The organism is Paenarthrobacter sp. NPDC089322 (genome assembly GCF_040684895.1).
Taxonomy (GTDB): domain Bacteria; phylum Actinomycetota; class Actinomycetes; order Actinomycetales; family Micrococcaceae; genus Arthrobacter.
The window spans coordinates 1-25,036 of record NZ_JBFBGW010000007.1 but is presented as its reverse complement, the minus strand read 5'-3'; the positions used below and the strand labels follow the sequence as shown (position 1 = coordinate 25,036).

The 25,036-nt window shown below is 63.4% G+C and carries 23 protein-coding genes; 11 read left to right on the top strand and 12 right to left on the bottom strand.

What is annotated here, in order from left to right; translation table 11 throughout:
- Positions 1–11 precede the first annotated feature (11 nt).
- Complete coding sequence (locus AB0N65_RS09420) at positions 12–686, top strand: haloacid dehalogenase type II (RefSeq protein WP_364160434.1); 675 nt, start codon at positions 12–14, stop codon at positions 684–686.
- Between the two features lie 7 nt (positions 687–693).
- Here AB0N65_RS09420 and ligD read toward each other — a convergent pair whose 3' ends face one another.
- Complete coding sequence (ligD, locus tag AB0N65_RS09415; RefSeq protein WP_364160433.1) at positions 694–1,932, bottom strand: non-homologous end-joining DNA ligase; 1,239 nt, start codon at positions 1,930–1,932, stop codon at positions 694–696.
- Positions 1,933–2,037: 105 nt separating this feature from the next.
- On the opposite strand from ligD, the gene AB0N65_RS09410 reads away from it, so the two are divergent.
- A complete protein-coding gene (locus AB0N65_RS09410; protein WP_364160432.1) occupies positions 2,038–3,171 on the top strand; it encodes a phosphatase domain-containing protein in 1,134 nt (377 codons plus the stop codon).
- A 23-nt stretch (positions 3,172–3,194) separates the two neighbouring features.
- On the opposite strand, the gene AB0N65_RS09405 is transcribed toward AB0N65_RS09410, so the two are convergent.
- Together AB0N65_RS09405 and AB0N65_RS09400 are read right to left on the bottom strand one after the other, a co-directional pair.
- Complete coding sequence (locus AB0N65_RS09405) at positions 3,195–4,118, bottom strand: NAD(P)H-hydrate dehydratase (protein ID WP_364160430.1); 924 nt, start codon at positions 4,116–4,118, stop codon at positions 3,195–3,197.
- The gene (locus AB0N65_RS09400; protein ID WP_364160428.1) at positions 4,102–4,887 is read right to left on the bottom strand and encodes a histidine phosphatase family protein; all 786 of its coding nucleotides are present in this window, start codon (positions 4,885–4,887) and stop codon (positions 4,102–4,104) included. Before AB0N65_RS09400 ends, AB0N65_RS09405 begins: the two co-directional genes overlap by 17 nt.
- 150 nt (positions 4,888–5,037) lie before the next feature.
- Between AB0N65_RS09400 and AB0N65_RS09395 the strand changes: the two genes are divergently transcribed.
- The 5 genes from AB0N65_RS09395 (at position 5,038) to AB0N65_RS09375 (ending at position 8,480) form a co-directional block, all read left to right on the top strand.
- Positions 5,038–5,373 carry a hypothetical protein gene (locus AB0N65_RS09395; RefSeq protein WP_364160426.1) on the top strand — a complete coding sequence of 112 codons (336 nt, stop codon included), beginning with the start codon at positions 5,038–5,040 and terminating at the stop codon, positions 5,371–5,373.
- Between the two features lie 64 nt (positions 5,374–5,437).
- Entirely contained in the window at positions 5,438–6,913 is a 1,476-nt protein-coding gene (locus AB0N65_RS09390) for an MFS transporter (protein ID WP_364160424.1), read from the top strand.
- Between the two features lie 128 nt (positions 6,914–7,041).
- Positions 7,042–7,434, top strand: a complete 393-nt coding sequence (locus AB0N65_RS09385) for a nuclear transport factor 2 family protein (RefSeq protein WP_364160422.1) — start codon at positions 7,042–7,044, stop codon at positions 7,432–7,434.
- Positions 7,435–7,457: 23 nt separating this feature from the next.
- Positions 7,458–8,093 carry a dihydrofolate reductase family protein gene (locus tag AB0N65_RS09380; protein WP_364160420.1) on the top strand — a complete coding sequence of 212 codons (636 nt, stop codon included), beginning with the start codon at positions 7,458–7,460 and terminating at the stop codon, positions 8,091–8,093.
- A gap of 33 nt (positions 8,094–8,126) precedes the next feature.
- Complete coding sequence (locus tag AB0N65_RS09375) at positions 8,127–8,480, top strand: TraR/DksA C4-type zinc finger protein (RefSeq protein ID WP_364160418.1); 354 nt, start codon at positions 8,127–8,129, stop codon at positions 8,478–8,480.
- A 4-nt stretch (positions 8,481–8,484) separates the two neighbouring features.
- Here AB0N65_RS09375 and AB0N65_RS09370 read toward each other — a convergent pair whose 3' ends face one another.
- The 9 genes from AB0N65_RS09370 to AB0N65_RS09330 all read right to left on the bottom strand — a co-directional run bounded on the left by AB0N65_RS09370 (position 8,485) and on the right by AB0N65_RS09330 (position 21,125).
- Complete coding sequence (locus AB0N65_RS09370) at positions 8,485–9,015, bottom strand: dihydrofolate reductase family protein (protein WP_364160416.1); 531 nt, start codon at positions 9,013–9,015, stop codon at positions 8,485–8,487.
- The gene (locus AB0N65_RS09365) at positions 9,012–10,283 is read right to left on the bottom strand and encodes an MFS transporter (protein WP_364160723.1); all 1,272 of its coding nucleotides are present in this window, start codon (positions 10,281–10,283) and stop codon (positions 9,012–9,014) included. Before AB0N65_RS09365 ends, AB0N65_RS09370 begins: the two co-directional genes overlap by 4 nt.
- Positions 10,284–10,360: 77 nt before the next feature.
- Complete coding sequence (locus AB0N65_RS09360) at positions 10,361–11,560, bottom strand: VWA domain-containing protein (protein WP_364160414.1); 1,200 nt, start codon at positions 11,558–11,560, stop codon at positions 10,361–10,363.
- Complete coding sequence (locus AB0N65_RS09355; protein WP_364160412.1) at positions 11,557–13,950, bottom strand: DUF5682 family protein; 2,394 nt, start codon at positions 13,948–13,950, stop codon at positions 11,557–11,559. The genes AB0N65_RS09360 and AB0N65_RS09355 overlap by 4 nt, the downstream gene beginning before the upstream one ends.
- A gap of 17 nt (positions 13,951–13,967) precedes the next feature.
- Positions 13,968–15,074, bottom strand: coding sequence for an AAA family ATPase (locus tag AB0N65_RS09350; protein ID WP_364160410.1), 1,107 nt, complete (start codon positions 15,072–15,074; stop codon positions 13,968–13,970).
- On the bottom strand, positions 15,071–16,519 hold the full coding sequence (locus tag AB0N65_RS09345; protein WP_364160408.1) for a DUF5691 domain-containing protein: 1,449 nt from the start codon (positions 16,517–16,519) through the stop codon (positions 15,071–15,073). The genes AB0N65_RS09350 and AB0N65_RS09345 overlap by 4 nt, the downstream gene beginning before the upstream one ends.
- A complete protein-coding gene (locus AB0N65_RS09340) occupies positions 16,516–17,814 on the bottom strand; it encodes an SWIM zinc finger family protein (protein ID WP_364160406.1) in 1,299 nt (432 codons plus the stop codon). The genes AB0N65_RS09345 and AB0N65_RS09340 overlap by 4 nt, the downstream gene beginning before the upstream one ends.
- 48 nt (positions 17,815–17,862) lie before the next feature.
- Positions 17,863–19,032: a glycosyl hydrolase gene (locus AB0N65_RS09335; protein WP_364160404.1), complete on the bottom strand. Its 1,170-nt coding sequence runs from the start codon at positions 19,030–19,032 to the stop codon at positions 17,863–17,865.
- Between the two features lie 161 nt (positions 19,033–19,193).
- Positions 19,194–21,125, bottom strand: coding sequence for an FAD-binding monooxygenase (locus AB0N65_RS09330; RefSeq protein ID WP_364160402.1), 1,932 nt, complete (start codon positions 21,123–21,125; stop codon positions 19,194–19,196).
- A 186-nt stretch (positions 21,126–21,311) separates the two neighbouring features.
- Here AB0N65_RS09330 and AB0N65_RS09325 point away from each other — a divergent pair, with 186 nt between their 5' ends.
- The 4 genes from AB0N65_RS09325 to AB0N65_RS09310 all read left to right on the top strand — a co-directional run bounded on the left by AB0N65_RS09325 (position 21,312) and on the right by AB0N65_RS09310 (position 24,859).
- Positions 21,312–22,247 (top strand): 5'-3' exonuclease, encoded by a 936-nt coding sequence (locus AB0N65_RS09325; protein ID WP_364160400.1) that lies wholly within the window; start codon positions 21,312–21,314, stop codon positions 22,245–22,247.
- Positions 22,248–22,423: 176 nt separating this feature from the next.
- Positions 22,424–22,972 carry a Clp protease N-terminal domain-containing protein gene (locus AB0N65_RS09320; RefSeq protein WP_364160398.1) on the top strand — a complete coding sequence of 183 codons (549 nt, stop codon included), beginning with the start codon at positions 22,424–22,426 and terminating at the stop codon, positions 22,970–22,972.
- 194 nt (positions 22,973–23,166) lie between these two features.
- The gene (locus AB0N65_RS09315) at positions 23,167–23,586 is read left to right on the top strand and encodes a YciI family protein (RefSeq protein ID WP_364160396.1); all 420 of its coding nucleotides are present in this window, start codon (positions 23,167–23,169) and stop codon (positions 23,584–23,586) included.
- Between the two features lie 19 nt (positions 23,587–23,605).
- Complete coding sequence (locus tag AB0N65_RS09310) at positions 23,606–24,859, top strand: RNA polymerase sigma factor (protein ID WP_364160394.1); 1,254 nt, start codon at positions 23,606–23,608, stop codon at positions 24,857–24,859.
- Positions 24,860–25,036: the final 177 nt, after the last annotated feature.

Here is a 25,036-nt window from a genome sequence, read left to right as displayed (position 1 = left end):
ACGGATTAATAATGGCAAACACCAACTTCCGCCCGAAGTACATCTCCTACGATGTCTACGGCACGCTGATCAACTTCACCATTTATCCCACCACGCAACGTCTTCTTGACGGCCGCATCCCGGAGGAGCAGTGGTTGGCCTTCAAGAAGGTCTTCCGTGCATACCGGTTCGACGAGGTCAACGGCGACTACAAGCCCTACCAGCAGATCCTTCAGGATGCCTTTGACCGCGCATGCAAGCGATTTGGTATTGGACCAACCCCCGGTGCCGGCGCAGAGCTCGCTGAGGCAGTACGCAACGCTGTTGCGCACGAGGACGTGCCGGCCGCGCTGAAGCTCCAGGGCGACAACTATAAGCTGGTGGCATTGTCCAACGCCGACGACAGCTTCCTGGACATCAGCATTCCCAAGCTGGGTGCAGATTGGCACGCCGTGTTTACCGCTGAGCAGGCCGGAGCCTACAAACCGCGCCTCCAGGCGTTTGAGTACATGCTGGACGCCCTGGACGCCAAGCCTGAGGACTTCCTGCATGTCTCTTCGCACCCACTTTACGACCACATCCCGATGTACAACCTGGGCTTCCGGGACCTTGTCATGCTGGACCGTGGCGCTGAACCCTTCGCCGACGGCTACAACATCACCACCGTGAAATCCCTGGATGAGTTGAACAAGTTGCTCGGTCTCTAAGGTCCCGTCACGCCCTCCCCGGCCACTCCTTACCCGCCCAGGGATCGTAGTCGGCCACCAGTTCCTCCTGCGGAGGTCGGTCGTCCTCGGGAACGTGCTGGAGGTTCACCCGCACCCGGTACCAGAGCGAGCTTGAACCCCGCATGCCATCGACCAGCACATCGGCCGGGTGCAGTGCGTGAACGATGCCGGCGTGGCTCTCCTTCCATTCTTTTAAGGCAGATAGCGCCTCGGACTTGGTCTTCGTGCGGGCCACTTCGATGAGCGGCATGGTCGATTGCCGGCGCCCCGTCCCGTCACCGGAGCGGGGCGCCTTTTCGGCGGGACCCAGTTCCTTGGCGAGAGCAAGTAGTCCGTCGAGGGAGCCGGCTGTTTCGTCGATCCTGCTGTGGGGGTCGCCGAGGTCCGCAAACCGTTGCGGCACTGTCCTCACGGTGAAGCTGTCAGGACGGATGGTGCGGACCTCGTCCCACGTGAGCGGGGTGGAGACCCGCGCATCGGGGAGTGCGCGCACTGAGTAAGCCGATGCGACCGTGCGGTCTTTGGCGTTCTGGTTGAAGTCGACAAACACGCTCTCGCCGCGCTCCTCTTTCCACCACCGGGCAGTGGCGAGGCCGGGCGCGCGGTTTTCGACTTCACGGGCGAGGGTCTCGGCGGCCAGCCGCACATCCTTGTAGGTCCACTGCGGCGATATGCGGACCAGGATATGGAGTCCCCGGGATCCGCTGGTCTTCGGCCACCCCACGAGCCCGACGTCGTCGAGGACCTCCTGTGCCACATATGCGACATCGACGATCTGTGACCAGTCCACCCCGGGCATGGGATCCAGGTCGATCCGGAGCTCGTCGGGGTGCTCGAGGTCCTCCGCGCGGACGGGGTGGGGGTTGAGGTCAAGGCACCCGAGATTCACTACCCATGCAAGGCCTGCAGCATCCCTGATGACAGCTTCTTCGGCTGATGTGCCGGACGAGTAGCGCAGGGTTGCTGTGTCGATGAACGCGGGGTGGTTTTCAGGTACGCGCTTTTGAAAGAACGGTTCGGCATCGATCCCCTTGGGGAACCGTTTGAGCACCATGGGGCGGCCGCCTGCTCCGCGGAGCGCCCCGTCGGCGACTGACAGGTAGTAGCGGACGAGGTCGAGCTTTGTCAGCCCGGCGTCCGGGAACACCACCTTGTCCGGACTTGAGATGCTCACTTCGCTGCCGGCGATGTCAAGGATCTCTGCCGGAGTCTTCGACGGGCTCATGCCGACACGCTAGCAACGATCGGATCACCCTGCCAGAGCAACGACGCGGTGATCCGGACGTGCAGGAAACTCGTTCGACATCCTCTCTCGTGCCAGACTGGACGCATGTCTCCACGTCTGGTGAAACCCCGCGCCCGTTCCGGAAACGATGACAGTCAGCGCACTCTCCAAGGTGACAAGGGTCGTCACTTGGCAGTGCGGCTCGACGACGCGTGGCTGAGGTTCTCTACACAGCTGGCCATTCGCCGCGGCCGTGTGGAGACTGTGATTCCCTATACCGGATACGGCACGACCTCCTGGGTCCGGGTGCTGGCCAGGGTGGTGCTCGGCGACCCGCGCGATATGGGAAGCGACACCACCGAGGGACCGCTGAAGCCATTACACGAAGGTATGCGTGGTTGGCGAAACTTCACCAGCGCCCCGGTAGCGCACGCAAAGGTGTTGGTAACGGTCGCAGGCGAAGTCCATGAAGTCGTAGCCGATCGCGGCGGTGTGGTGGATGCCCGCATTCCAGCCGCGCTGGCGCCGGGTTGGCATTCGATCTCCCTGCAGTCCGGGAGATCGACAGTGGAGGCTCCTGTTCAGGTCATAGCGGACGACACTGACTTTGGGGTTGTTTCCGACATCGATGACACGGTGATGGTGACGGCCTTGCCCCGACCATTCCTGGCAGCGTGGAACACCTTTGTCCTCAATGAACACGCACGGACGCCGACTCCGGGAATGGCTGTACTGTACGAGCGGATCGTCAGGACGGTACCTTCCGCCCCCGTACTCTACCTGTCTACGGGTGCGTGGAATGTGGCGCCCACGTTGGCCCGGTTCTTGTCGCGGAACCTGTATCCGGCGGGCCCCAAGCTTCTGACTGACTGGGGCCCCACCCCTGACCGTTGGTTCCGGAGCGGCAAGGAACACAAAAGGACGTCTTTGGAGCGTCTCGCGGAGGAGTTCCCGGGAGTCAAGTGGTTGCTCGTCGGCGATGATGGTCAGCACGATGAAGCCATCTATTCCGACTTCGCCCAGCGCCACCCGGAGAACGTCAGGGCCATTGCGATCCGGCAACTCTCCGTTGGTGAAGCGGTCTTGGCGGGTGGCCGGTCGAAGTCCGAGGGCCAGCCCACGCCGGGGATCCCGTGGATATACGCATCGGATGGTGCCGGGATGTCCTCCCAGCTTGAGCAATTGGGCATCATCCGTACCAGTGAGCGCGCTGAGGACGCACCCGACGAACCAGCCTGAGCACGGCGTCCCACCGCGGCTTCTCAGGTGTTAAGTTCCACCATCAGCGCGGGCAGTTGATCGGCCAGTTCGCGCGCCAGGAATCCGAGCGGGCCGAGCTTGCTGGCCAAACGGTCGGCTGCTGCGGCGTGAAGATGGGTTCCCCAACAGGCGGCCTGAGCGTCGCTTGTTCCCCGCGCCCGAAGTCCGGCGATCGCACCGGCCAGGACATCGCCGCTGCCGGAAGTCCCCAGGCCGCCGTATCCGGTGGTGATCTTCCAGAGTCCGGAATCTTCCGGTGCATTCCCCGATGGCAGGGAAATAACGCCTTGGCAACTGACCACGGCGTCGAACCTCTTGGCGACTTCCGCAACGTCGGCTTCCAGGTCCCTTACGTCGCGACCCAGCAGGATGCCCGCTTCCGTCGGATTGGGGGTCAGGATCATTCGTCCGCGCCACGGGCCCAGTTGCTCTTCGAGAGGGACCAACGCGCCCAAGGCATAAGCGTCAATAACGACGGCGGGACCACCTTGGCTGTGTGGCCCACCGTCGTGTTCCTCCCGCTCGAGCAACGCCCGCAACAGCTCTCCTGTCAGTTCGGGATCGTCCAAGCCGGGTCCCACCAGTATGGTGTCGGCCCGGTCGAGGTAGGAAGAGATCAGCTCCAGGCCGTTTCCGGTCAAGGAACCTGCGGCGTTTTCAGGTAACCCCAAGGCCCCGCACTCCGGCAGGGCGACTCCAATGTGCGCGGCTACGGATTCCGCAACAGCCAACGTGATCTTGCCGGCGCCCGCACGCAGGGCCGCGGTGCCGGCCAGCAAGGCAGCACCGGGCGTTGCCCGCGCCCCGCCGATGACCACGACTGCACCGCGGGAATACTTGTCCTCGCCGGGCGCAGGCAGCGGCCAATCGCGTAGCAGCGAGGGCGTCACCGGCGTGGTGCCCGTCCAATCACTGCGGGTGGACACTGGCGTCCCCTGCATGCTCAGTGATGGTGACGCCGTGCTCCGCGAGGTGGTCCGCCACGTTGAAGCTCTCCAGCTTCCAGGGACCTGCCCCTGAGGGCCGGACGTACCTGGTGATCGACGCGTTCAGGACCGACGTCCCGGCGGCAAGGTCGAGGAGCTCCTTTTCGGACATGCCCTCCAACACGTAGCGGAAGAGGAGGATGACTGCGTCATGGCACACCACCATCACCCGGTGCCCGGTTCCCAGGTTGTTGAGCTCAGCGAGGACGGAACGGATGCGGAGGGCTACATCGGCCCACGATTCTCCGCCGGGCGGCCTGTAGTAGAGCTTGCCCAGCCACAGCCGCCGTTCGGCTTCCTCGGGGAAACGCGCCTCAACGCCCAGCCGGGTCAGCCGGTCCAAGATCCCCAGTTCGCGGTCGCGCAGCCGTTCATCGGTCCGCACGGCCAATGGCCAGTTGGCTGCCTCAACCGCGATTTCGGCGGTCTGCCTGGCACGGGCATACGGTGAGGACACCACGGCGTCGGGGCGGAACTCCTCGGCAATCCGTGCCAGTGCAGAACCGAGTGCCTTGGCTTGTTCCTGCCCGGTGCCGGAAAGATTGACGTCCGCATCACGGGCAGGAACATTAATGACTTCTGCCCCCGCAAGACGTGCCTCGGTAGCTGCGACGTTGCCTTCACTCTCACCGTGGCGTATGAGCAGCAGGTCGACAGCGCCGGCCTCTTGAGTTGCTGCCCTGAGCCCGTCCTTCTCCATGGAAACCATCCAATCCTCCTGCCGTCCAAATGACTCGTGCCCACATGACTTTGTGCCCACATGACTCGTGCCTTGCCGAATGCGGGAACAATACCAACTGCGTACCCACGCGACCATGAGATAAACGGGGTGCCGCTTGATGGTTGCTAGGGTGGAACCATGAAACGTCGCTTTGCAGCCCTGTCCGCAGTCCCCTTGTTGCTGATGCTTGCCGGTTGCGGCGCCGTTGAAGAAGCCGCTGGAAACGCGGCCAGCGAAGCAGCTTCCAAGGTGGCCACCGCTGCTGCCGACGAAGTAACCCGGCAGATTTGCGCGGTGGTCCAAGACGGCTTGGTCAGCGTTGACGACAAACGCCTCCTCGGCAGCCTCGTGGACGCCGCCCGTACAGCCGGTGTTCCGTCAGAAATCACGACGCCCATGGACCAGATTGCGCAGGCCGGGGACGAAGTACCGGCTGAGTCCGTCCAAGCACTCAAGGACGCCTGCCCCGCCTGACCACATGGGGTAAGAACACCAACGGGCGGTGACCGCGTCACCGCCTGTTATTACACTGGGGTCCATGACTGAGCAGGAACCGGAACATACCGGGGGCTCAAAGGCTCCCGACGACGGTCGGCCCACAGACGCCGTGGCCGTCACCTCCGCACCTTCCCCGGACGGTGCGCACCTTACCGATCCTGGCGCCGTCGACACATCCCTGCGCAGTCCCAGGGAGCGTTCCCGGACGTTCGCCGGGATCCTGGTGAATACGGCGCTCGCCAACATCACCACCAGCTATCTCTGGTTTGCGCTGACTTTCTGGGTTTACCTGGAGACGCGGAATGTGATTGCCACCGGCGTGATCGGTGGCGCTTACATGCTGCTGATCGCCCTTTCCAGCATCAGCTTCGGCACTTTCGTGGACCGCTACCGCAAGTTGACGGTGATGCGGTTCGCCGCTGCTTTCACTTTGGTGATGTTCGTGGTGTCCGGGGCGATGTTCCTCCTCACACCGATTACCTCCCTCCTGGACCTGACGCAGCCATGGTTCTGGATCTTCACGGTCATCATCCTGGTGGGCGCCGTCGTGGAAAACATGCGCAATATCGCCCTGTCCACGACTGTCACGATCCTCATCGAACCTGACCGCCGGGCGAACGCCAACGGCCTGGTGGGCATGGTGCAGGGATTGATGTTCGTCGTCACGTCGGTGCTCTCGGGCCTGTCGGTGGGGCTGCTGGGCATGGGTGGAACAATTGTCGTTTCGCTGGTCCTTACGGCTTTGGCCTACGTCCACCTGCTCACCCTGCGAATGCCGGAGGAGGTGCGGGCGGCTGCTACTGACGCGCACGGCGGTTTCGATTTCCGCGGTTCGCTCGCCGCAGTACTGGCCATCTCCGGGCTCTTCGCGTTGATCCTCTTCTCCACGTTCAATAATTTCGTCGGCGGCGTCTACATGGCGTTGATGGATCCCTACGGACTGGAGATGTTCCCCGTGGAGCTGTGGGGTACATTCTTCGCGGTGGGTGCCACCGGGTTCATTGTCGGCGGGGCCTTGATCGGAAAGTTCGGGCTTGGCTCAAATCCCTTGCGCTCCATGCTCATCGCCGTGGTGTTGATGGGTTTCCTGGGGGCGGTGTTCACGCTACGGGAGTGGGCGTGGCTGTATGTTGTCGGAATTTGGTTGTACCTGGTGCTGGTTCCGGTGGTGGAAGCCGCCGAGCAGACTGTGATCCAGCAAGTAGTGCCCTTGAACCGACAGGGAAGGGTCTTCGGCTTTGCCATGGCGTTCGAATCGGCGGCCGCTCCCATCACTGCCTTCCTGATCGCGCCCATCGCCCAAGTCTGGATCATCCCGTATGCACGTTCCGCTGAAGGTTCCGCGCAACTTGCACCGTTGCTGGGCGAAGGAACCTCACGGGGCATCGCACTGGTGTTCCTGATAGCCGGAATCATCCTGGTTGCAGCCGCATTGTTGGCCTTCATGACGCCCGTGTACCGCCGGGTCTCTGCGTCGTACGCGGAAAAAGCGTCCCAGAGTTCCCAGGAGTCATGAAATCGCAGCCCTTGGGGCCTATGAAACCTGTCGCAGGCGCAAGCACAAAACGCTGAGCCGTGGTGCAATCCGCGGTTCGGGAGGACAATGCTGGCATTACCCAAGCCTTCCGAAACCAGGTGGAGATCGTGAATGAACCAAGTGCTCATGAAAGCGTGGTCAACCGGCTGATCCAGTGCATCAACGATCGGCGGGTCGAGGTGATGGACGAGTTGTTCCATGACGACGCTGTAATGCATTGGCCGCAGTCCGGCGAAGTGGTTCGGGGCGCTGAAAACCGCAGGGGCATCTACAACGCCTTTCCCCAACTGCCAACCATCACGCCGCGACGACTACTCAGCGGAGGAAACATCGTCGTGGCTGAGGCCACTCTGGATTACGGCGGGCCAAGGTATGAGACAGTGTTCATTTTTGAATTCAGGGACGGCCGGATCGCCAAGGAAACCGCGTACTGGAGCGAAGCCTTTGACGCGCCTGACTGGCGGGCACAGTGGGTGGACAAGCATCAGGAAGCCCAATAAGCAGCAACGCCCGGGGAGGCGCAATGCATGACAACAACGCCGAAGGTTCGTCGGCCGAACTGATGGTCGACCTGATCATCTCCTTGGACGGGTACGCCTCAGCTGAGGGGTGGCCCGGTTTCTGGGGACTGGAGGGGCCGGAGTATCTGGCGTGGCTTGGGGAGGAAGGGGAGAAGGGCTATACATTGCTGCTCGGGTCCAGGACCTACCGCCTCATGTCCGGCATGTCAGAGGAAGCCGCGGCGGAGGACTCGGGATTTTCCGAGGCCGAGGGGGCCAGCCTGACAGGCCTTGCCGCTGTCCCCAAGATCGTCTTCTCCTCTACCCTTGAGTCTCCCTTGACCTGGCCGAACTGTGAGTTGGTAAGTGGGGACGCGGTGGAAGCCGTCCGGGAAATGAAGCGAAACAGGCCCGGGCCCTTCAGCACATTGGGCAGCCTGAGCCTGTGCAGGTCCCTGCTCAGCGCCGGCCTGGTGGACAGGTTCCGTCTGGTCGTCTTTCCCGTCATTACGGGGGTGACTGGCCGCGAGCGCATCTACGACGGGTACCCGGACATCTCCCTCGAGATGGTTGACAGCCGAATCTTCGACGGGCGCCTTCAGCTCCTTGAGTACGTGCCCACGGTCCTTGATGGCCCTCCGGGAACCGGCAGTAGATAGCCCGGGCGGGCCCGTGCTGTAGCGTTGTGGTCCATGGTTGACGTGGAGCGGTTCCGGGTCCGGCTTGAGAAGGAGCGCGAGCTCAAACGTGGCCTGCTGCAGTCCCTAAAGAACGACATTACCTCGGTCAACCTTGCCCGGCAGGACTCCAACGTCGACGACGAACACGATCCCGAGGGCAGCACCATAGCTTTCGAACTCTCGCAGGCGTCAGCGCTGTTCGAGCAGAGCCGGGTGGGCTTGGAGCAGATTGAAGCTGCACTGGAACGAATTACGTCGGGAACGTACGGGACCTGTTTGGTCTGTGGCGCTGCCATTCCCGAAGGCCGTCTTGAGGCCAGGCCTTGGACTCCTTACTGTGTGAACCATGCCTCGGGCAGGGCATGAGCGGCTATGCCCGCAGTGCGTAGTTCAACAACACGATGCCGGACGGAAACGGTTTGCACTCTAAAAGTCGCAACTTTGTCCAGCGGCTGATGTCTCCGACGAACGGGATCCCGCCGCCGAGGATGACCGGCACAATGGACACACCAAACTCGTCAAGCAAGTCCAGCTCGATGAACTGGGTAACGAGTTGCCCGCCGCCGAATATGCAGATGTCCTTGTCCTCGGGGATTGAGCGCTTGATCATACCTACGAGGTCCGGGAGATCGCCGGAGAAAAGCTGGGTCGCGCCTTTGGATGGAAGCGATTGGTCGTGCGTCACGACATAGGTGGGAACGGTGGAACCGCCACCACCCATGTCCAGGACATCGCGGTACGTCGCGGCTCCCATGACGTAAGCGGCAGTCCTGCGTTCCGTTGCTTCGAATCCGTAGTCTTCATCCTTGGCCATGGCATCGTTCAGCCATGACAGGTCACCGCTTTCCGATCGGATGTACCCGTCGAGGCTGACGGCCATCCCGCCAAAGACCACGCTCACGCCCGCGATCCTTCTTCCGGTGCGGGGGCTTCCGTGCTGGAGCGGTCTGCCGCGGCACCCTGTCTGCGGGTTGCCACCAGGAACGGAAGTGAAATCAGTTCTATGATGCCGGCCATCGCCAACGATGCTGGATAACCATAAATGTCGGCACCCCGGCCCAGGAGGGGCTGGACCACGACGCCGCCGCTGGACCCCATGAGCGAATCGAAGCTGAGCACTGTGGCCCGCTGCTTGGAGGGAATCAAGTCGTTGACGTAGGCCTGCCGCACCGGCGTTGCCGCCGAACCGACTACGGCCCATAGCGCCAGCAGCACGAGTGCAACCCAGAAAATCCGCGTGAATCCGAGGATCAACAGGATCACGCCGCCTACCAGGGCACCCAGGACCAGCACGGACGTGCGTTTGTGGAAAAGGCGTCGCGCATGGGGCGCGAGCCAACCGCCAACGATTTGGGAACCGGCAACGATCGCCGCTGCCAGCCCGGCGATGGAATAAGCGCGCGGGTCGCCGAACAGGTCAAGCAGGTATGGCTGGAGAGCGTAGAAGACGTAAATCCCGACGCCGGCACTGAAGGGTGCGGCCAGCATGACATAGCGTACGGGAGGGTTTTTCAGGCCGTTCTCGATCGACGCCGAAAGAACAGTCCGCGTGGCTCGGAGAGGGTGGGTGGATCGTTCGGGGGTGAATCCGATGTCGCGCATCAGGGCAAAGGCTACTGCGAACATGGCTACCAGCACGAGAACCCTCAGGAGGAAGGGCAGTCCCAAGTTGGTGGCTTGGGCGATGACGCCGCCCGCCACCGAGCCGAGCAGCATGGCTACGCCTTGCACCATCTGCCCCCTCCCGAGGACGGTTTCCAGGCCGCCTTCGTAACCGGAGTATCGCAATGCGTCCACAAGCCAAGCTTCAACGGCACCGGAGAAGAAGGTGAAACCAAGGCCCAGCAGCACGGAAACTACCGCCCACATCCAGAAGGGCGCAGAGATCTGCCAGAGGACGTAGTAGAGGTACGTGGAAGCAGCAAGTGTGATGGTGCCCAGCAGGAAGGAGGTGCGTCGCCCCCACCCGTCGGCGATGACTCCTGTGGGCACCTCGAACAACACCATCCCCGCCGTGAAGAACGCGTTGGCTGCGAAGGCTTCAAGGTTGCTAAGGCCTGCGTCGAGCAAGAAGAGCGTGTTGATTCCCCAAATAAAGGACGCGGCAATGGTGTTGCCGAGGGTCAGCGTGAGATAGATACGCTGAATCTTTCGGGCGGCGTCGTTCATGGAGTCGCCACCGCGGGGAGGAGGGGCCACGAAGTCATTCTCGTCCGGTTCGCCGTTATCCGCCAGAGCGGGAAGAGCTATGGTTCGTGGTGGATGACGATGTCCTGGGATGCAGCCCATTCGCTGACATCGCGACGTTCGATCGCGGCAGCCATCATGTCCGGGAAAAGGTCCGGTGTGCAGGCAAAGGCGGGCACTCCGATCCCTGCCAGGGCTGCGGCGTGGTCGGAATCAAAGGAGGGGTGTCCACTGTCGCTCAAAGCAAGCAGGGCAATCATGGTGGTTCCGCGGCCGACAATCGCAGCAGCCCGACGTAACATCTCCTCTGCAACCCCGCCTTCATAAAGGTCGCTGATCAGCAGGAGAATTGTCTCAGCGGGCTTGGTGATCTGGTCCTGGCAGTATGCCAGCGCCCGGTTGATGTCCGTTCCGCCGCCCAGTTGCACACCAAAGAGCACGTCAACCGGGTCATCCAGGTCGTCTGTCAGGTCCACGACCTCGGTATCAAAGACCACCAGCCGGGTGCTTACCGACCGCAGCGATCCCAGGACGGCGCCGAAGACACTTGAATACACCACGGATTCGGCCATGGACCCGGATTGGTCGACGCACAAGATGATGTCCCGCTGGATCTCGCTGCTGCGCCGGGCGTGGCCGAGCAGCTTCTCGGGTACCACTGTGCGGTACTCGGGCTGGTAGTTCTTGAGATTGGCGGCGATGGTCCGGTTCCAGTCGATGTCCCGGTAGCGGGGCCGACGGGTTCGTGCGGAGCGATTCAATGCACCGGACACAGCTTGGATGGTTTTCGCACGGAGACGTTCCTCGAGTTCCTTCGTCACCTGCCGAATCACGGATCGTGCCGTTTCCCGGGAGTGCTCCGGAATGACACGACCAAGACCGACGAGCGTGCTCACGAGACCGATGTCCGGCTGAACGGTGCGCAGCATCTCCGGTTCAAGCAGCAACTGCCGCAGCCCCAGCCGGTCCATGGCATCGGCCTGCATCACCTGGACCACGGAGGACGGAAAGTACCCTCGGATATCACCGAGCCATCGGGCAACCCGGGGGCTTGACGCGCCAAGGCCGCCGCGTCCTTTGGTGGGCTCGCCGTAGAGCTCTTCCAGGGCCGCGTCACGTCGGGCATCGGCCGCCGAGAGTTCCACACGGTGGCCATCACCTGTTGCAATGCCGTCGGCCTCGTTCCCTCCCAACACGAGGCGCCAGCGGCTTAGCCGACTCCGGCTTTCGCCATCGATGCTTTGACTCTCTTCGGTCATGATGCGGCCTCCCAACCCAGGTACCGGGCCATCGTTTGGATTGCAGGGAGTGCAGCGGCTATATCCAGTGTGGCCGCCTCATCTTCCTGCGCTGTTGCGCCCACCCGGCTCAGCTGTTCCCCGATCTCGCGCCGCTCCGGACGGCTGAACGCCGAAAACGTCCTGCGTACCAGTGGCAGGACGTCGTCGAAAACGTCGTCCGGTACGCCGCCGATCCAATCATCCACAATCTGCAGCAGGCGGCGATCGTGGATCAGGAGCGTAGCGTCACCGGACAGCAAGCCATCGAGCCAAGCCGCGGCCTGAAGAGCAGGCGTAGCCCGGGAAAGACCCCGGCTGAGGCTGGCAGCAACGTCATCGCCGTCCACCATGCCAGCATCCAGCAGCAACCTGGTAGCCCGGCCTGCGATCGAACCATGGATACGGTCCGAATGGGCCACGGTTGCCAGCGCTGCATGCCAGTCGGCCAGGGGCAGATCCGGCAACAGGGTGAGGCCGTCCTGGGCGGAATCGATGGCCCGCCGCATCGCCAACGCGGCCTCGTCATCCAATCCGGAACAGGCAGTGGGCAACCCGACGCAGGCACGAACAGCCGTGGCGTCGAGGATTTTCCGCACGCTCGTAACGTCCACGCCACGAACGTTTCCGTAGCGGCAGGTGCGTGCAAGGGGCGCGATCGCCTCCAGGAGGGGCGGGACATCCTGCTGGAGCGCGGTGCGCTCCGCCAGTGCAGATACGACGCCGGCTATTCCGTCGGGCAGTTCGGCCACCAGGCATTTGCCTAGCAGTTCGCTGAGTTCAGCGAGGCTGCCGGCAGTCTGGGCCTGTTCCGACACGAACGTCGCGGCGGCGGAAGCAACCGTGGTGCCATACCGGCTGGCCTCCACAATGCTGATTGCCAGTTCCGGCCGCCACTGAAGGGTCCATGCCTCCTTAAAGGTGCCCGTTGTACGGCCGACGTCAATGGGCACACCCCAGTCCACGCCGAGCAAATCCAAACGGTGAAGCAGCACCGAACGGGCGAGCTGGTTTGGCTTCCGCAGATCCAGGACCAGGGTTTCTTCCATGGCGCCGGCCTTCATCCGCAGCCGGCGCTGGGTTGCTGCAAGATCGGCGGCCAGGGGAACAGTCGGAACCGAATCCGGAACGGTTCCCAGATCCAGCCCGACAGTCAGTTCCCTGTGAATCAAGGCCAGCGGTAGGGGAGAGCCGTCGCAAAGAACCGCTTGGGTGGCATCGTCGAGTTCGGGAAGGCCCGGGCTCGGACGTCCTCGAACAGCGGCAAGCACGGTCGCCATCCGGCTTGCTTCCACCACAGAGGCCGTTGATGCGTCCAGGTTTTCCCGGCGTAGCGCGTGGGCCACACGCACGAGCCATGACGTCGCCACGTCGGCGGCATCCTCCCGTGGAATGTCCTGAGCTGCTGTGTCCCGGGCTGCCATACCTGGCGCCGCAGCGCTGCTCGCGGTCCAGTGCTCGAAGAGATGCTGGTAATACCCCGGCGACGAGACTCCGGCGCCATAGCCACTGCGCAGGCTTAGCCGGTCCGACGTCCATGGCACCCACGTGACCGCCACTTTCACTTTGGGCAGTCCGGCGAGCACTTTGTTGTCGGCCGCAGCCGAGGGAAAAGTCCCCGGGACCAGCGCCGGCGCGTGGTATGCCCCGCACACGACTGCGATGCGCTCGTGTCCCTCACGCATGGCAGCCCGCAGGAGGCGGCGCATCGCCGCTTCACGACGGTTGTTCTCCGCAACATCCGGATGGTCGGGCAGGCGTTCGTCCAGGGCTCGGATCTCCGAAATGGCCTCAATAAGGGCATCAAAACGATCAACCGGGTCCGAGTTTCGGTGCTCGATCGCGTCTTCCCACCACCGTTCCGCATCGGTGTAACCGGCGGCCTCCGCCAGCATGGTGACGGCATCCGGTCGGTACGGCTGCTGTACCGAAAGGGCAGGCGCCCCGGCTTCTTCGGAGGGCCCGCCGTCGTGCATCACCGCCGGACCGGAAGAGGCATCGGGGAAACTGTCCACGACAGCCGCGGTGGGAGGACGCTCAGCGGCTAACCGCAGCGCGAAGCTGTGGGTGGCAGGCAAGTCGATGGCACGCACGGCAGCTCCTGTGGACAGCGCCCACTGGATGGCAACCCATTCGGGCGAAAAGCTTGCCATGGGGTAGAAGGAGGCAACCCTGGGCTCGTCGACCGCGTAGATCAACCCGGCGACCGGCGGTGCCATCCCGGGGTATTGGACCATACCGATGACCTGGTCCAGCTCCGGGGGACCTTCCACCAGGACAAGGCCCGGCCGGAGTCGGGCCAGTGCCTGCGCAACGGAGTGCGCCGAACCGGGTCCGTGGTGCCTGATGCCCAGGACGTGGACGTCTGTCATGGTTCAGGACAAGCCTTTCAGTTGAACGATTCGAGGTCGCGGCACGCCCGGTAGAGGTCCTTCCACTCGGGCCGGTTGCGGACCACGGTCTCCAGGTACTCCTGCCAAACGACGCGGTCCTGGACCGGGTCTTTGACCACGGCGCCCACCAGGCTTGCGGCGACGTCCTCGGCCCGCACCACACCGTCCCCAAAATGCCCAGCCAAGGACAAGCCGTTGGTCATCACGGAGATAGCTTCGGCTGTGGACAGCGTGGCGGACGGTGACTTGATGGTGGTGCGCTGGTCCTGGGTTACGCCGGCCCGAAGTTCCCGCATCACCGTGACAACACGCCGGATCTCGGACAGTGCAGCCAGGTCGGCCGGGAGCTCCAGCGCCGCACCGAGGCTGCGGACCCGGGTCGTCACTATCTCGACTTCCTGCTCGATGCTGTCCGGGAGTGGCAGGACCACCGTGTTGAAGCGGCGGCGGAGCGCCGAAGATAGGTCATTGACGCCTTTATCGCGGTTGTTGGCGGTCGCGATGACGTTGAATCCCTTGCGCGCCTGGATTTGGGCGTTCAGCTCCGGGATCGGCAAGGTCTTCTCACTGAGGATGGTGATGAGGGAGTCCTGCACGTCGGATGGTATCCGGGTCAGTTCTTCCACCCGTACGAGGCTGCCGGTTTCCATTGCTCGCATGACCGGGCCGGCAACCATCGCCTCACGGGTCGGGCCTTCTGCAAGCAAGCGGGCATAGTTCCAGCCGTAGCGCAGGGCTTCTTCCGGCGTGCCGGCGGTTCCCTGGACCACCAGGGTGGAGGAACCGGAGATTGCGGCGGCCAAGTGTTCCCCCAGCCACGTCTTTGCAGTACCGGGCACGCCAAGGAGCAACAGTGCCCGGTCCGTGGCCAAGGATGCCACGGCGATCTCCACCAGGCGTTCCGAACCCAGGTATTTGGGTGTGATCTCCACGCCGTTGGCGGGCCGGCCGCCCAGGATGTATTGGGTGACCGCCCACGGCGACAGATGCCAACCCGGCGGCCGGGGCCGGTCGTCCACAGCCTCCAAAGCACGGAGTTCGTCGGCAAATGCGTCCTCGGCATGGGCCCGGAGGATATCCGTTCCGGTCTGCTCATCGGTCATTGGAAGGCCTCCGTCAGGGTTTGTCGGAATGATTGGTATTGAACGGCGTCGCGGAGGACACGACGGCGGGCGGCATCGTCGTCCGAGCGCTCCAGCATTCTTCTGCACTGCTCTGTTGCCTCGGGTGGCAATGCGGTGGGCAGGATGCCGGCGAGGTGCCTGGCCAGGAGTCCGCCGTTCTTGCCCCCGATCATCTCCAGTACGGCATGTGACAGGTCCGGCCCCCACGGCCTGGCCAGGTCCTGGACCAAGGATGCCAACGCCAACGGCTGCCCTGCCTCGGCGCGGAGGTGCCCCACCACGTACTGTTCCCGTTCGGGCGGCGGCAAGCAATCCAGTAACCGAACGTCCGTGCGGATGGTCAGCAGGGCACGGACCCACGCGAGGTCCCGGCGCGCCACGACGGCTGCGCTCAGTGCTTCAAGAATCCTGGGTTCTTCCTCCAGGAGCGCCGCGATTGCCTCCGGCTTCCGACCGGACACCGTTGTCCACACCTCCAACGGGGCTCCCCGGACGATCGTTTCCAGGCGGCCCAACCGGTCCGGTTCCCCGGTGCGGGGATTCGGCGCCAGGCCGTCGCGAAGAGCCGCTGCATCCGGATCCGGAGGGAGATCGATAGCGACGCGCTTGTTCAGCAGCCCTTTGAAGTGCAGGAGTGGACGCAGGCGGTCGGCCATACGGCCAGCCCGTGCACTGTCCGGAAGACGGTCGAGCAAGCCTACTGCGACCTCGCGGACACCCTTTGCTTTGTCGTCCAAGGCCCTTTCAAGCAACGCTTCGTCGTCAGCCCGCAGATCCGCGGACAACGAGTCCAGGTGGCGAACCCGCTCCCGGGCGCTGAGGTCATCCCAAGCAATGTTGAGTCGTTCACGAGCGAGAGCGGCATCGGCCATCTTCGGAACTCCTTGCGACGCTTTGGCGCCGACGGGATGCGGGCCAGCTGCGCCCTGGCCGGCGGATTCGTGTCCCGGTTCCAGGTTCCACAACCACCGGCCGCGTGTTCCAATGGCCGGTTCCAGCTGTCTGAAGATTTCGGATTTTGTGCCCGCCAACGCGAACAACACCGGAAGCAGCCGGTGCGGTACCCGGCGTCGTGATTTTTCCGCCAACCGCAGCCAGTCGGCCACCAGTTGCGTCCGTAAGTCCGGCCCAACCGGCGGCTGGTTCAGCAACAGGTCCAGCAGGCGCGCGGCCTCCCCGTCGGCCTGGGGCTCGGTGTCCGGCTCTGCCGGCGGGGGGAGCGCGGTGACAGACGGCATCGCAACGCGGGAGGAACGCCTGATGACGTCCGCCAGTGCTGCTTGGTCAAGCAGCGATTCCTCATTGGACTGAGGAGTCGGTTGCGACGTCCGGGGTCGCACGCCCAACTCGCCGGGCGGCTGCGGAGGGGAGTGCCGACCCGTGCCCACCAGCGCGGTTGTCCGGAGTTCATCAAACCACGTCATGGAGTCACCACCGTACCGTCGATGGCAAGGGTCAGGGGGCGAAAATGGCCGTCTTCGAGCTCCCCGAAGACATCCACCGGATAGCCGCCCGTGATCGCCAGCAATGAGTCCATGGATGCGTCGATCAGGGGAAGGGCAGCTCCGGTCCCGTCCTGAATCCAGCCGTGATTTCCCCATCCAAACCGTACTGCGCCCAGCAGGACAGGGTGACGGGCCCGCCATGGCGACACAGCGACGGCGGCGGCCTCTTCTTTCAAGGCGTCCGCTATGGTCCCTCCATTGCCAAGGCCGGCAGCCAAGCCGCGCGACGCAACAGCGCTCGTGAACATCGCCCGTTGTGGTGCCGAGCCTGGATATCGGGCCAAGGTCACGTCCAGCAGCGCCCCTGCCAGTTGCGGTGTCGCCAGGCCTTGACCCTGTCCCGCAAAGTCCAGTACGACGACGACCGTTCCGTCAGGCGCGCGAAGCCACGTCCGTTGCTGCTGGAGTTTGCCGTCGTCACTTCGATGGGCGCCCAGCACCAGCCACGGTCCAGGTAGCGACTCGGTGCCTGCCACGTGAGCGGAAGCGGTGGCCCACCCAAGTGCTGCCCGCACGTCCGCGAATTCGGCCGGTGTCAGTTTGTCCCTGTCGCTCCAAGCCTTGGTCAGGGCCCACCAGCGGCCCGCATGAAGCAGAAGATGCTCCGCCCAATCAGCGCGGGCATGGATGTCGGACGCCATCGCCCTGACCTGCTCGGCCAAGCCAGGCAGCTGCGAGTCCACCATTCGGGCCGCCACGCTGTCCCACCACGAGTAAGGCTGGTTGCGGGCAGCCGCCAAACCGGTCCGGACAAGGTCCATCAACCAGAGGGAAATGTCGCTGATGCCTGCGTCCATGAGCTGAAGCCGGTCAGCCAGCCGCTTGGCCTGCGCCGCCGGGTCGGCCGGCTGATCACTTTGCCTGCGTTCCCGCGCCGTGGCTCGCTCCGCTCGCTTGGCCGCCCACTCCTCAGCGAAATCGGCGGTCCCTGCATTGTCCCCTGATGCTTCGCCGCGGGACCACATGAGGAGCAACGCCAAGGCATGCTTGCACGGGAACTTGCGGCTGGGGCACGAACACCGGTACGCGGGAGCGGCGGTGTCCACGCTGACTTGATAAGGCGTCTTTCCGCTGCCTTGGCATTTGCCCCACACCAGGACGTCATTGCTGCCTGTTTCCGACCAAGGGCCGGGCCGGGCAAGCTTTCGGGCCGCTGCCAGGGACGACGCGTCCGGTGCGGCACTGATTACCCTCGCCTCGTCCCAACGCCCCATGACAGCCATTCTGCCTGATGGCCCGGACACTGTCGCATGATATCCGCGTTAGGAAGCCGGCGGCGTGCAGGGCTTCGGCTCTTGGGCACCTTTGAACCAGGAGGGCAGGTCCGCAACGTAGGCGTCACGTACTGCCTGTCCCTGGACGGCGGTCCAGTCGACATCGGCCTTCACGTCGAGTTCCACCTCAAGCTTTTCCCACTCGAACCAATTGACCATCTTCACGGATGGATAGTCGCGGGGAATCGCCGGGTCGAAGAGCTGCCGCCACCACGCCTGTTTGATAGCCAGTTCGTCGTCACCGCCGCGGGATGGAATGCTCAGCGCGGCAGTTTCAGGGATGGCGACGGGTTTGTTCCTGGCGGAGCCGTACTCCTCGTAGAAATCAGGTACAGCGAGTTCGTCACCTCCGGTCCCTGCGTAACTGCCGGTGAGTTGACGGATGAACTTCCCGTCCTCAGGAACCACGTTCGTTCCTGACTGGTACGTCTCACCCCAGTGGTAGAGGGACATGCCCACCCAGTCTGTTGCGTCGTCGCCCGGGTAGTACGGTGCGTAGGGGTCGTCAGCAGCGGTCACCGAGCCATCGCCGTCGGTATCCAGCGCCGCGGACTGCGGGGGGCCTTCTTGAACCCCGTGCTGCCCATCGCTGAAGGGGTAACCTCCGCCGTAGTTTGGCGCCCACATCATGTCACTTCCCGGTGCCAGCCGGTGGACGGCTTCGGCCACTGTCCGGAAGGCGTCCACGTACTGGGCCGGTTTCTGGCCCCAGCGGAACCATGAACCGTTCATTTCCTGGCCAAACCGAACGATCACGGGAACGCCGCCGTTGTTATAGCCCACCAGGCGTTCCCCGAGTTTTTCGGCATGTTCCTTGGTTACGGATTCGAGTCCGTCGTGGGGTTCCAGCGTCAGCAACATGGTTCCGCCGTTGGCCTTGATCTGTTCGAAGGCCGCGTCAAGGTTCCGGGCGTTGTCCTGGATCAGCGGGAAGGCTGTCGAGTAGACGACGACGGCGGGTCGTCGCCCGAGCTTCGTGGCGTATTGCTCGAGGGTCTCCCGCTCCCAGTCCAGGCTCACTCCGGAGAGGATTCCGGCGTCAGGAACCAGATCTGTTGCCACCACGCAAACCGGTGCTGCCGAGGGCTGCGGCGCGGAGCAACTAACGAGGCTCGCACCAACAAGGACCAGAGCTTGTGCCCGGATGATGCCTCTCATGACGCTTCTTCCCCGCGTCACTTGTGCACAAACTTCCCCGGCGCCCCCCGCGCGTCGCTTGATCATGCCCCCAATCTAACAAGGACATCTGCGTGCGGCCGCGAAGACAAAAGCCCGGACGATCTTTGCGGGAGACCGACCGGGCTGTTGCTGCGGGCAGACTAGGCGTGGCTGACCAGCTTTGGCTTGATGGTGCCCTCCGATGGTCGCCTCGCGTCGAGCAATGGCGTGAAGAATTCGCCGAGTTCCGCTGTTGCGGTGAGTGGAAGGACGTTGGCGACGTACTGGTCCGGTCGCACAACTACCACGACGCCGTCGCGGCTGAGTCCGCGCTGGTCGTAGATATCGTGGGCGGGATCGGTGCCGAAGACCTTTTCGAGATAGGTGAGCTCGAACGGGCCGACAGTGGGTTTGAACACGGCTGGTACGGCGTTGATGTCTACTCCGGTGTGGTCTTGTTGGTAGATGACTTTGACGTCGAACCAGGCGTCGCGGTCAAGGTTTGACGGCGTCGCGGCCAGCGGTGAGTCAGGTGCTGTTGCGAGCCACTCGGCCAGGTCCGCGACCGCGCCTTCGGCGCCTGCGGGCGCGGCGTCGGCGAAGACGTAGATCCGCCAGCGCCCGTCGGCTTTTGCGTGGTGGCCCAGGTGCATGGGGTTGGTGTCGCATACCCGCTGCACAGGCGCGGACTTGAAGCGCTTGCCTACTGGGAACCCGGTGGCGAGGTCCTGGTGCTTGGCTTCGGCGACCACCATGGAAGGCGCATACTGGGTCATGAACCCGGCAGGGAACTCCGCGGTGCTGGTATAGAAGGTTTCAAGCTCGGTGGGGTCCTTGAACTCCTCCGGCTTCTTGGCCATGAGGGTGGACCATTCCTTGTCGAAATCGATCAGGTTCTTCGCCACGACCTGACGTTCGGCCGAGTAGGTATCCAGCAGCGATTCGGGGCTGCGGCCCTCGATCACGTGGCCGAGTTTCCACCCAATGTTGAACCCGTCCTGCATGGATACGTTCATGCCCTGCCCGGCCTTGGCGGAGTGGGTGTGGCAGGCGTCGCCGGTGATGAACACCCGTGGCGTGCGCGTACCGCGTTCATCCGGCAGGACGTCGTCGAACCTGTCCGTGAGCCGGTGCCCCACCTCGTAAACGCTGTGCCACGCGACATTGCGTACGTCCAAGGTGTACGGGTGCAGGATGTCGTTGGCCTTGGCGATGATTTGCTCAATCGTGGTCTTCCGGACCGCGCCGTGATCATCGGCGGCGACCTCACCCAGGTCCACGTACATCCGGAACAGGTGACCGCCTTCGCGCGGAATCAGCAGGATGCTGCCACCGGAGCCGGACTGGATGGCGCACTTCGTACGGATATCCGGGAAGTCCGTCACCGCCAGGACATCCATCACACCCCAGGCGTGGTTCGCCTGGTCACCGGCCAGATGGCAGCCGATGGACTCGCGGACCTTGCTCCGCGCACCATCGGCGCCGACGACATACTTGGCACGGACCACCCGTTCCTGGCCCTCGTTCGGACCGGCGCTGTGGACGAGGGACACCGTGACGGGGTAGTCGCCCTCACCGGTTACCTTCAGGCCCTGGAATTCGTACCCGTAGTCAGGCTTCATCCGGGCGGGCGAGTTGGCCATGAACTCGGCGAAGTAATCCAATACGCGTGCCTGGTTCACGATCAGGTGCGGGAACTCACTGATACCGGCCGGATCATCCACCGCTCGGGCGCTTCGGACAATCTTAGAATGATCCGCCGGGTCCGGCTTCCAGAACGCCATCTCCGTGATCCGGTACGCCTCCGCGATGATCCGCTCCGCAAAACCAAACGCCTGGAACGTCTCCACGCTCCGGGCCTGAATCCCATCGGCCTGGCCGATCGCCAGCCGACCGGGGCGGCGCTCCACGATGCGGGTGGTGATGTCCGGGAACTGGGCCAACTGGGCCGCTGTCAGCATCCCGGCAGGGCCGGTGCCCACGATGAGGACGTCAACTTCATCGGGAAGCTCGGCCGGGCGGTCGATTCCGACGCCGGCCGCCGGTTCGACTCGCGGGTCACCGGATACATAACCGTGGTGGTGAAACTGCACGGGCTTTCCTCACTTCTTCGTGGGCTGCAGGTTGGATTGAAAATTGTTCGATAATAGAACACCTCGTTCTATTATCGCTCAGACAATGGTAATGCGCCTCACAACCGCGTTCAAGTCTTTTGACGCCTTCGGCAGGAAGGTGGCTCGGTTACTCCGCTTTTCTTTATCTCCGTGTCAGGATCAGGTATGCCTCGCCTGATGCTTTTGGATACCGCCTCGTTGTACTTTCGTGCCTTCTATGGCGTACCCGACTCGATCCGCCGTACGGACGGAACTCCGGTGAATGCCGTCCGTGGGTTGATGGACATGATCGCCCGCCTCATCACAGACTACGAAGCAACCCATCTGGTGGCATGCTGGGACAACGACTGGCGCCCCGGTTGGAGGGTGGACCTGATCCCGAGCTACAAGTCGCACAGGGTGGCAGAGATCGTCCAGGCGGGACCCGACGTCGAAATCGTCCCGGACCCGTTGGAAGCCCAAATCCCGCTGATCCGCCACGTGTTGGGCCTCGCTGGGATCGCGATCGCGGGGGTCGACGAGCATGAAGCCGACGACGTCGTGGGTACCTACGCCAGCAAAGCGCCGATGCCCGTGGACGTCGTAACCGGCGACCGTGACCTCTTCCAACTCGTCGACGACGAGCGCGAAGTGCGGGTCATATACACCGCCCGCGGAATGAAGAACCTTGAGGTGGTGACCGATGTCGTGGTTGTGGAAAAGTACCGGGTGTTGCCTCAGCGATACGCAGACTTTGCCACGTTGCGCGGCGATGCGTCCGACGGGTTGCCGGGCGTCGCGGGCATAGGCGAGAAGACCGCAGCCTCGCTGCTGGCCGAGCACGGTTCACTTGCCGGTCTCCTCGAGGCTGCTGAGGACCCCGACGGCGGGTTGTCGGCTTCCGTCCGGGCCAAACTGGACGCTGCCGCCGACTACCTCAAGGTGGCACCCGCCGTCGTGAATGTTGTACGGGACCTGGGCGTTCCCACGCTGGACGCTGCTGGAGCAGGCCTGCGCCCCGTCACGGGTGAGGCACGCGCGGAGCTGGAGCGACTGGCAACGGAATGGAACCTCGGAGGCTCCGTCAAGCGACTGCTGGATGCATTGGACGTAGTCCGCTAGCCCCCAACGCCGCGCACAGCTTGCGCCGTGCTTTCACAGCTGAATGACAGCTTGGGAACAGCACGGGCTTGGTTCGCTCCGACATCGTGGTTTCAGGACGGCGTACATGCTCGTCCCACGTCACCAGCCGTTCAACGGTGCACTCGCCGTTCCGACGGTCGAAAAAGGAGAGGCACATGTCAAAGACCAAGAGAATCGCGCTAAGCATTGCGACCGGCGCACTGGCATTAGGCGCAGGGCTGGGTGTCACGAGCGTTGCCTCGGCAACGACTACGCCGACGCCAAGTGCTACGTCGTCGGCTGAAGCATCGGCTCCCGCCGAAGGGCAGAACCGGCCCGGAGGCGGCCACGGCCGTGACCGCGGCCAGATCGCGGCCGAGCTGGCAAGCAAGCTCGGTGTTGACGAGGCCAAGGTAACGGAAGCATTGCAGGCTTTCCGGGAAGCCAATAAACCCGCAACGCCGCCGGCGGAAGGCACAAAGCCGGACAGGGCAGCGCAAGAGGCTGCCCTGGCCAAGTCTTTGGCTGAGGCGCTGGGAGTTGAGGAAGCCAAAGTTACCGCTGCCTTGGAAGAGATCCGCAGCGAGGCCAAAGCAGAGCGTTCAGCTGCACTCAAGACGAGGCTGGACAAAGCGGTCACGGACGGCAAGCTCACACAAGCCGAAGCCGACGCCGTGAGCAAGGCCGTGGAGGCCGGCATCATTGGGGGTGGTGGTCGCTGGTAACTGGATGACAGCTTTCCAGCTTGCCCACTAGGAGCAGGATCCCCGGGCGCTGAGTGAATCGCCCCTGGCCCGGGGATCCTTCACGAACGGTTCCGCAGCAATTTTCCAAGCGGTGTCGATTTATGGTCGCGCCATTCGACCTGTGGGTGAGAAGGTCGAAGGGCGACTTTCCACATCATAGGAGATTGACTGAAATGGCCAAGTACATGTTGATCATGCGGGCAACGGACGAATCGTTGGCTAAGTTCGAGAACATCGACTTCAACGAAATCCTGGAAGCGATGGGCAAGTTCAACGATGAATTGATCCGTGCCGGCGTGCTGTTGGCCGCCGAGGGTTTGGACGACGCCAAAGAGGGCGTCGTCGTGGACTTCACGGGCGAAACACCAGTCGTTACAGACGGCCCCTACGGGGAGACAAAGGAGTTGTTCGCCGGATACTACATCCTGGATGTCGCGTCCAAGCAGGAAGCCATCGAGTGGGCGAAGCGCGCACCGATGACCTCGGGAACCAAGACGGAAATCCGCCGCGTGACCAGCATCGACGAATTCCCCCAAGACAACGAGTGGATCCAAAAGGAACGCGCCTGGCGGGAACAAACCGGACAACTCTAGGTCTTCGAGTCAACCGAGAGTGACAAGTAACCAGGCGAGGGCCGCAGTCGAGGCCGTGTGGAGAAGTGAATCCGCCCGCATCGTCGGCGCCCTCGCCCGCTATACAGGGGACTTTCCACTGGCCGAGGATGTGGCGCAAGAAGCGTTGGCCGAAGCTCTTGTCTCGTGGTCCGTCAACGGTGTCCCTGCCGAACCCGTCGGTTGGTTGCTGACGGCAGGGCGTCGTCGTGCCATTGACACCTTCCGACGGCACGCTGCCCGGGACGAAAAGTACGCTCTGCTGGCGCGTGATCTCTCGGAAGAGCAGCCCGGGGTGGATGCGTTGTTCGACGCCGATGCCATTGACGACGACGTCTTGACCCTGATGTTCATTTCCTGCCATCCAGTGCTCTCCAAGGAAGCACGCATTGCCCTTACGCTGCGTGTTGTGGGAGGCATGGGCACGGAGGAAATAGCCAAGGCATTCCTGGTTCCTGTCCCCACCGTCCAGGCCCGAATCACACGTGCCAAGAAGACTCTTTCGGCAGCCGGGATTCCTTTTGCCGTACCTGAAACGCACCAACTGCCGGAGCGGCTCGCTTCAGTGCTGCAGGTGGTCTACCTGATATTCACCGAGGGTTCCTTTGCCACCGGGGGTGAGTCGTGGATGCGCAGCGAGCTTGCCAGCGAAGCCCGCCGGTTGGCCCGCGTCCTGGTGCGTTTGGCACCGGAACCGGAAGTGTTCGGCTTGCTGGCCCTGATGGAGCTCACGGCAGCCCGCTTCCCGGCAAGGCTCGATTCAGCCGGACGACCTGTTCTCCTTGAGGACCAGGATCGACGGCGGTGGGACCAGTCGGCGATCAGACGCGGCCGCGCCGCATTAGCGACGGCGGTTGGTGCGGGGCGCGGTCTCGGCGCCTACGGGCTGCAGGCGTCCATCGCGGAATGCCACGCCGTCGCCACTTCCGTGGCGGAAACCGACTGGCAGAGGATAGTGATCCTGTACGAAGCGCTCGGACGATTGACGCCCTCGCCGATCATTGAACTGAACCGTGCTGTCGCGGTTGCCATGGCATCGGGACCGACCGCCGGACTGAAACTCGTCGATGAATTGGCAGCCAGGGGAGCGCTCAACGGATCCCACCTGTTGCCTGCAGTGAAGGGCGAGCTCCTCGCAAGGCTTGGGCGCGGCGCTGAGGCAAAAGAGCAATTTGTGCACGCTGTGCAACTGTGCTCAAACGCAGCCGAGCGAGCCACCTTGGAACGCAAGATCCTCGACTTGGGGACGTCATAACCCCCGCGCGCGGCTGCGTCGGCCTCGCGTCGTTGCGTTGAGTGCTTCCAGCGCATGAGGTTGCCTTACCCCTCCTTCAGTAGGGCGGGGTGTTTAGGTGCGTTGTGGTGTGTGGTGGTGGTTGCGTCGGGGTGTTTGGGTGGGGTCGATGTGGGGTGGTGGTGTGTACCAGGGGAT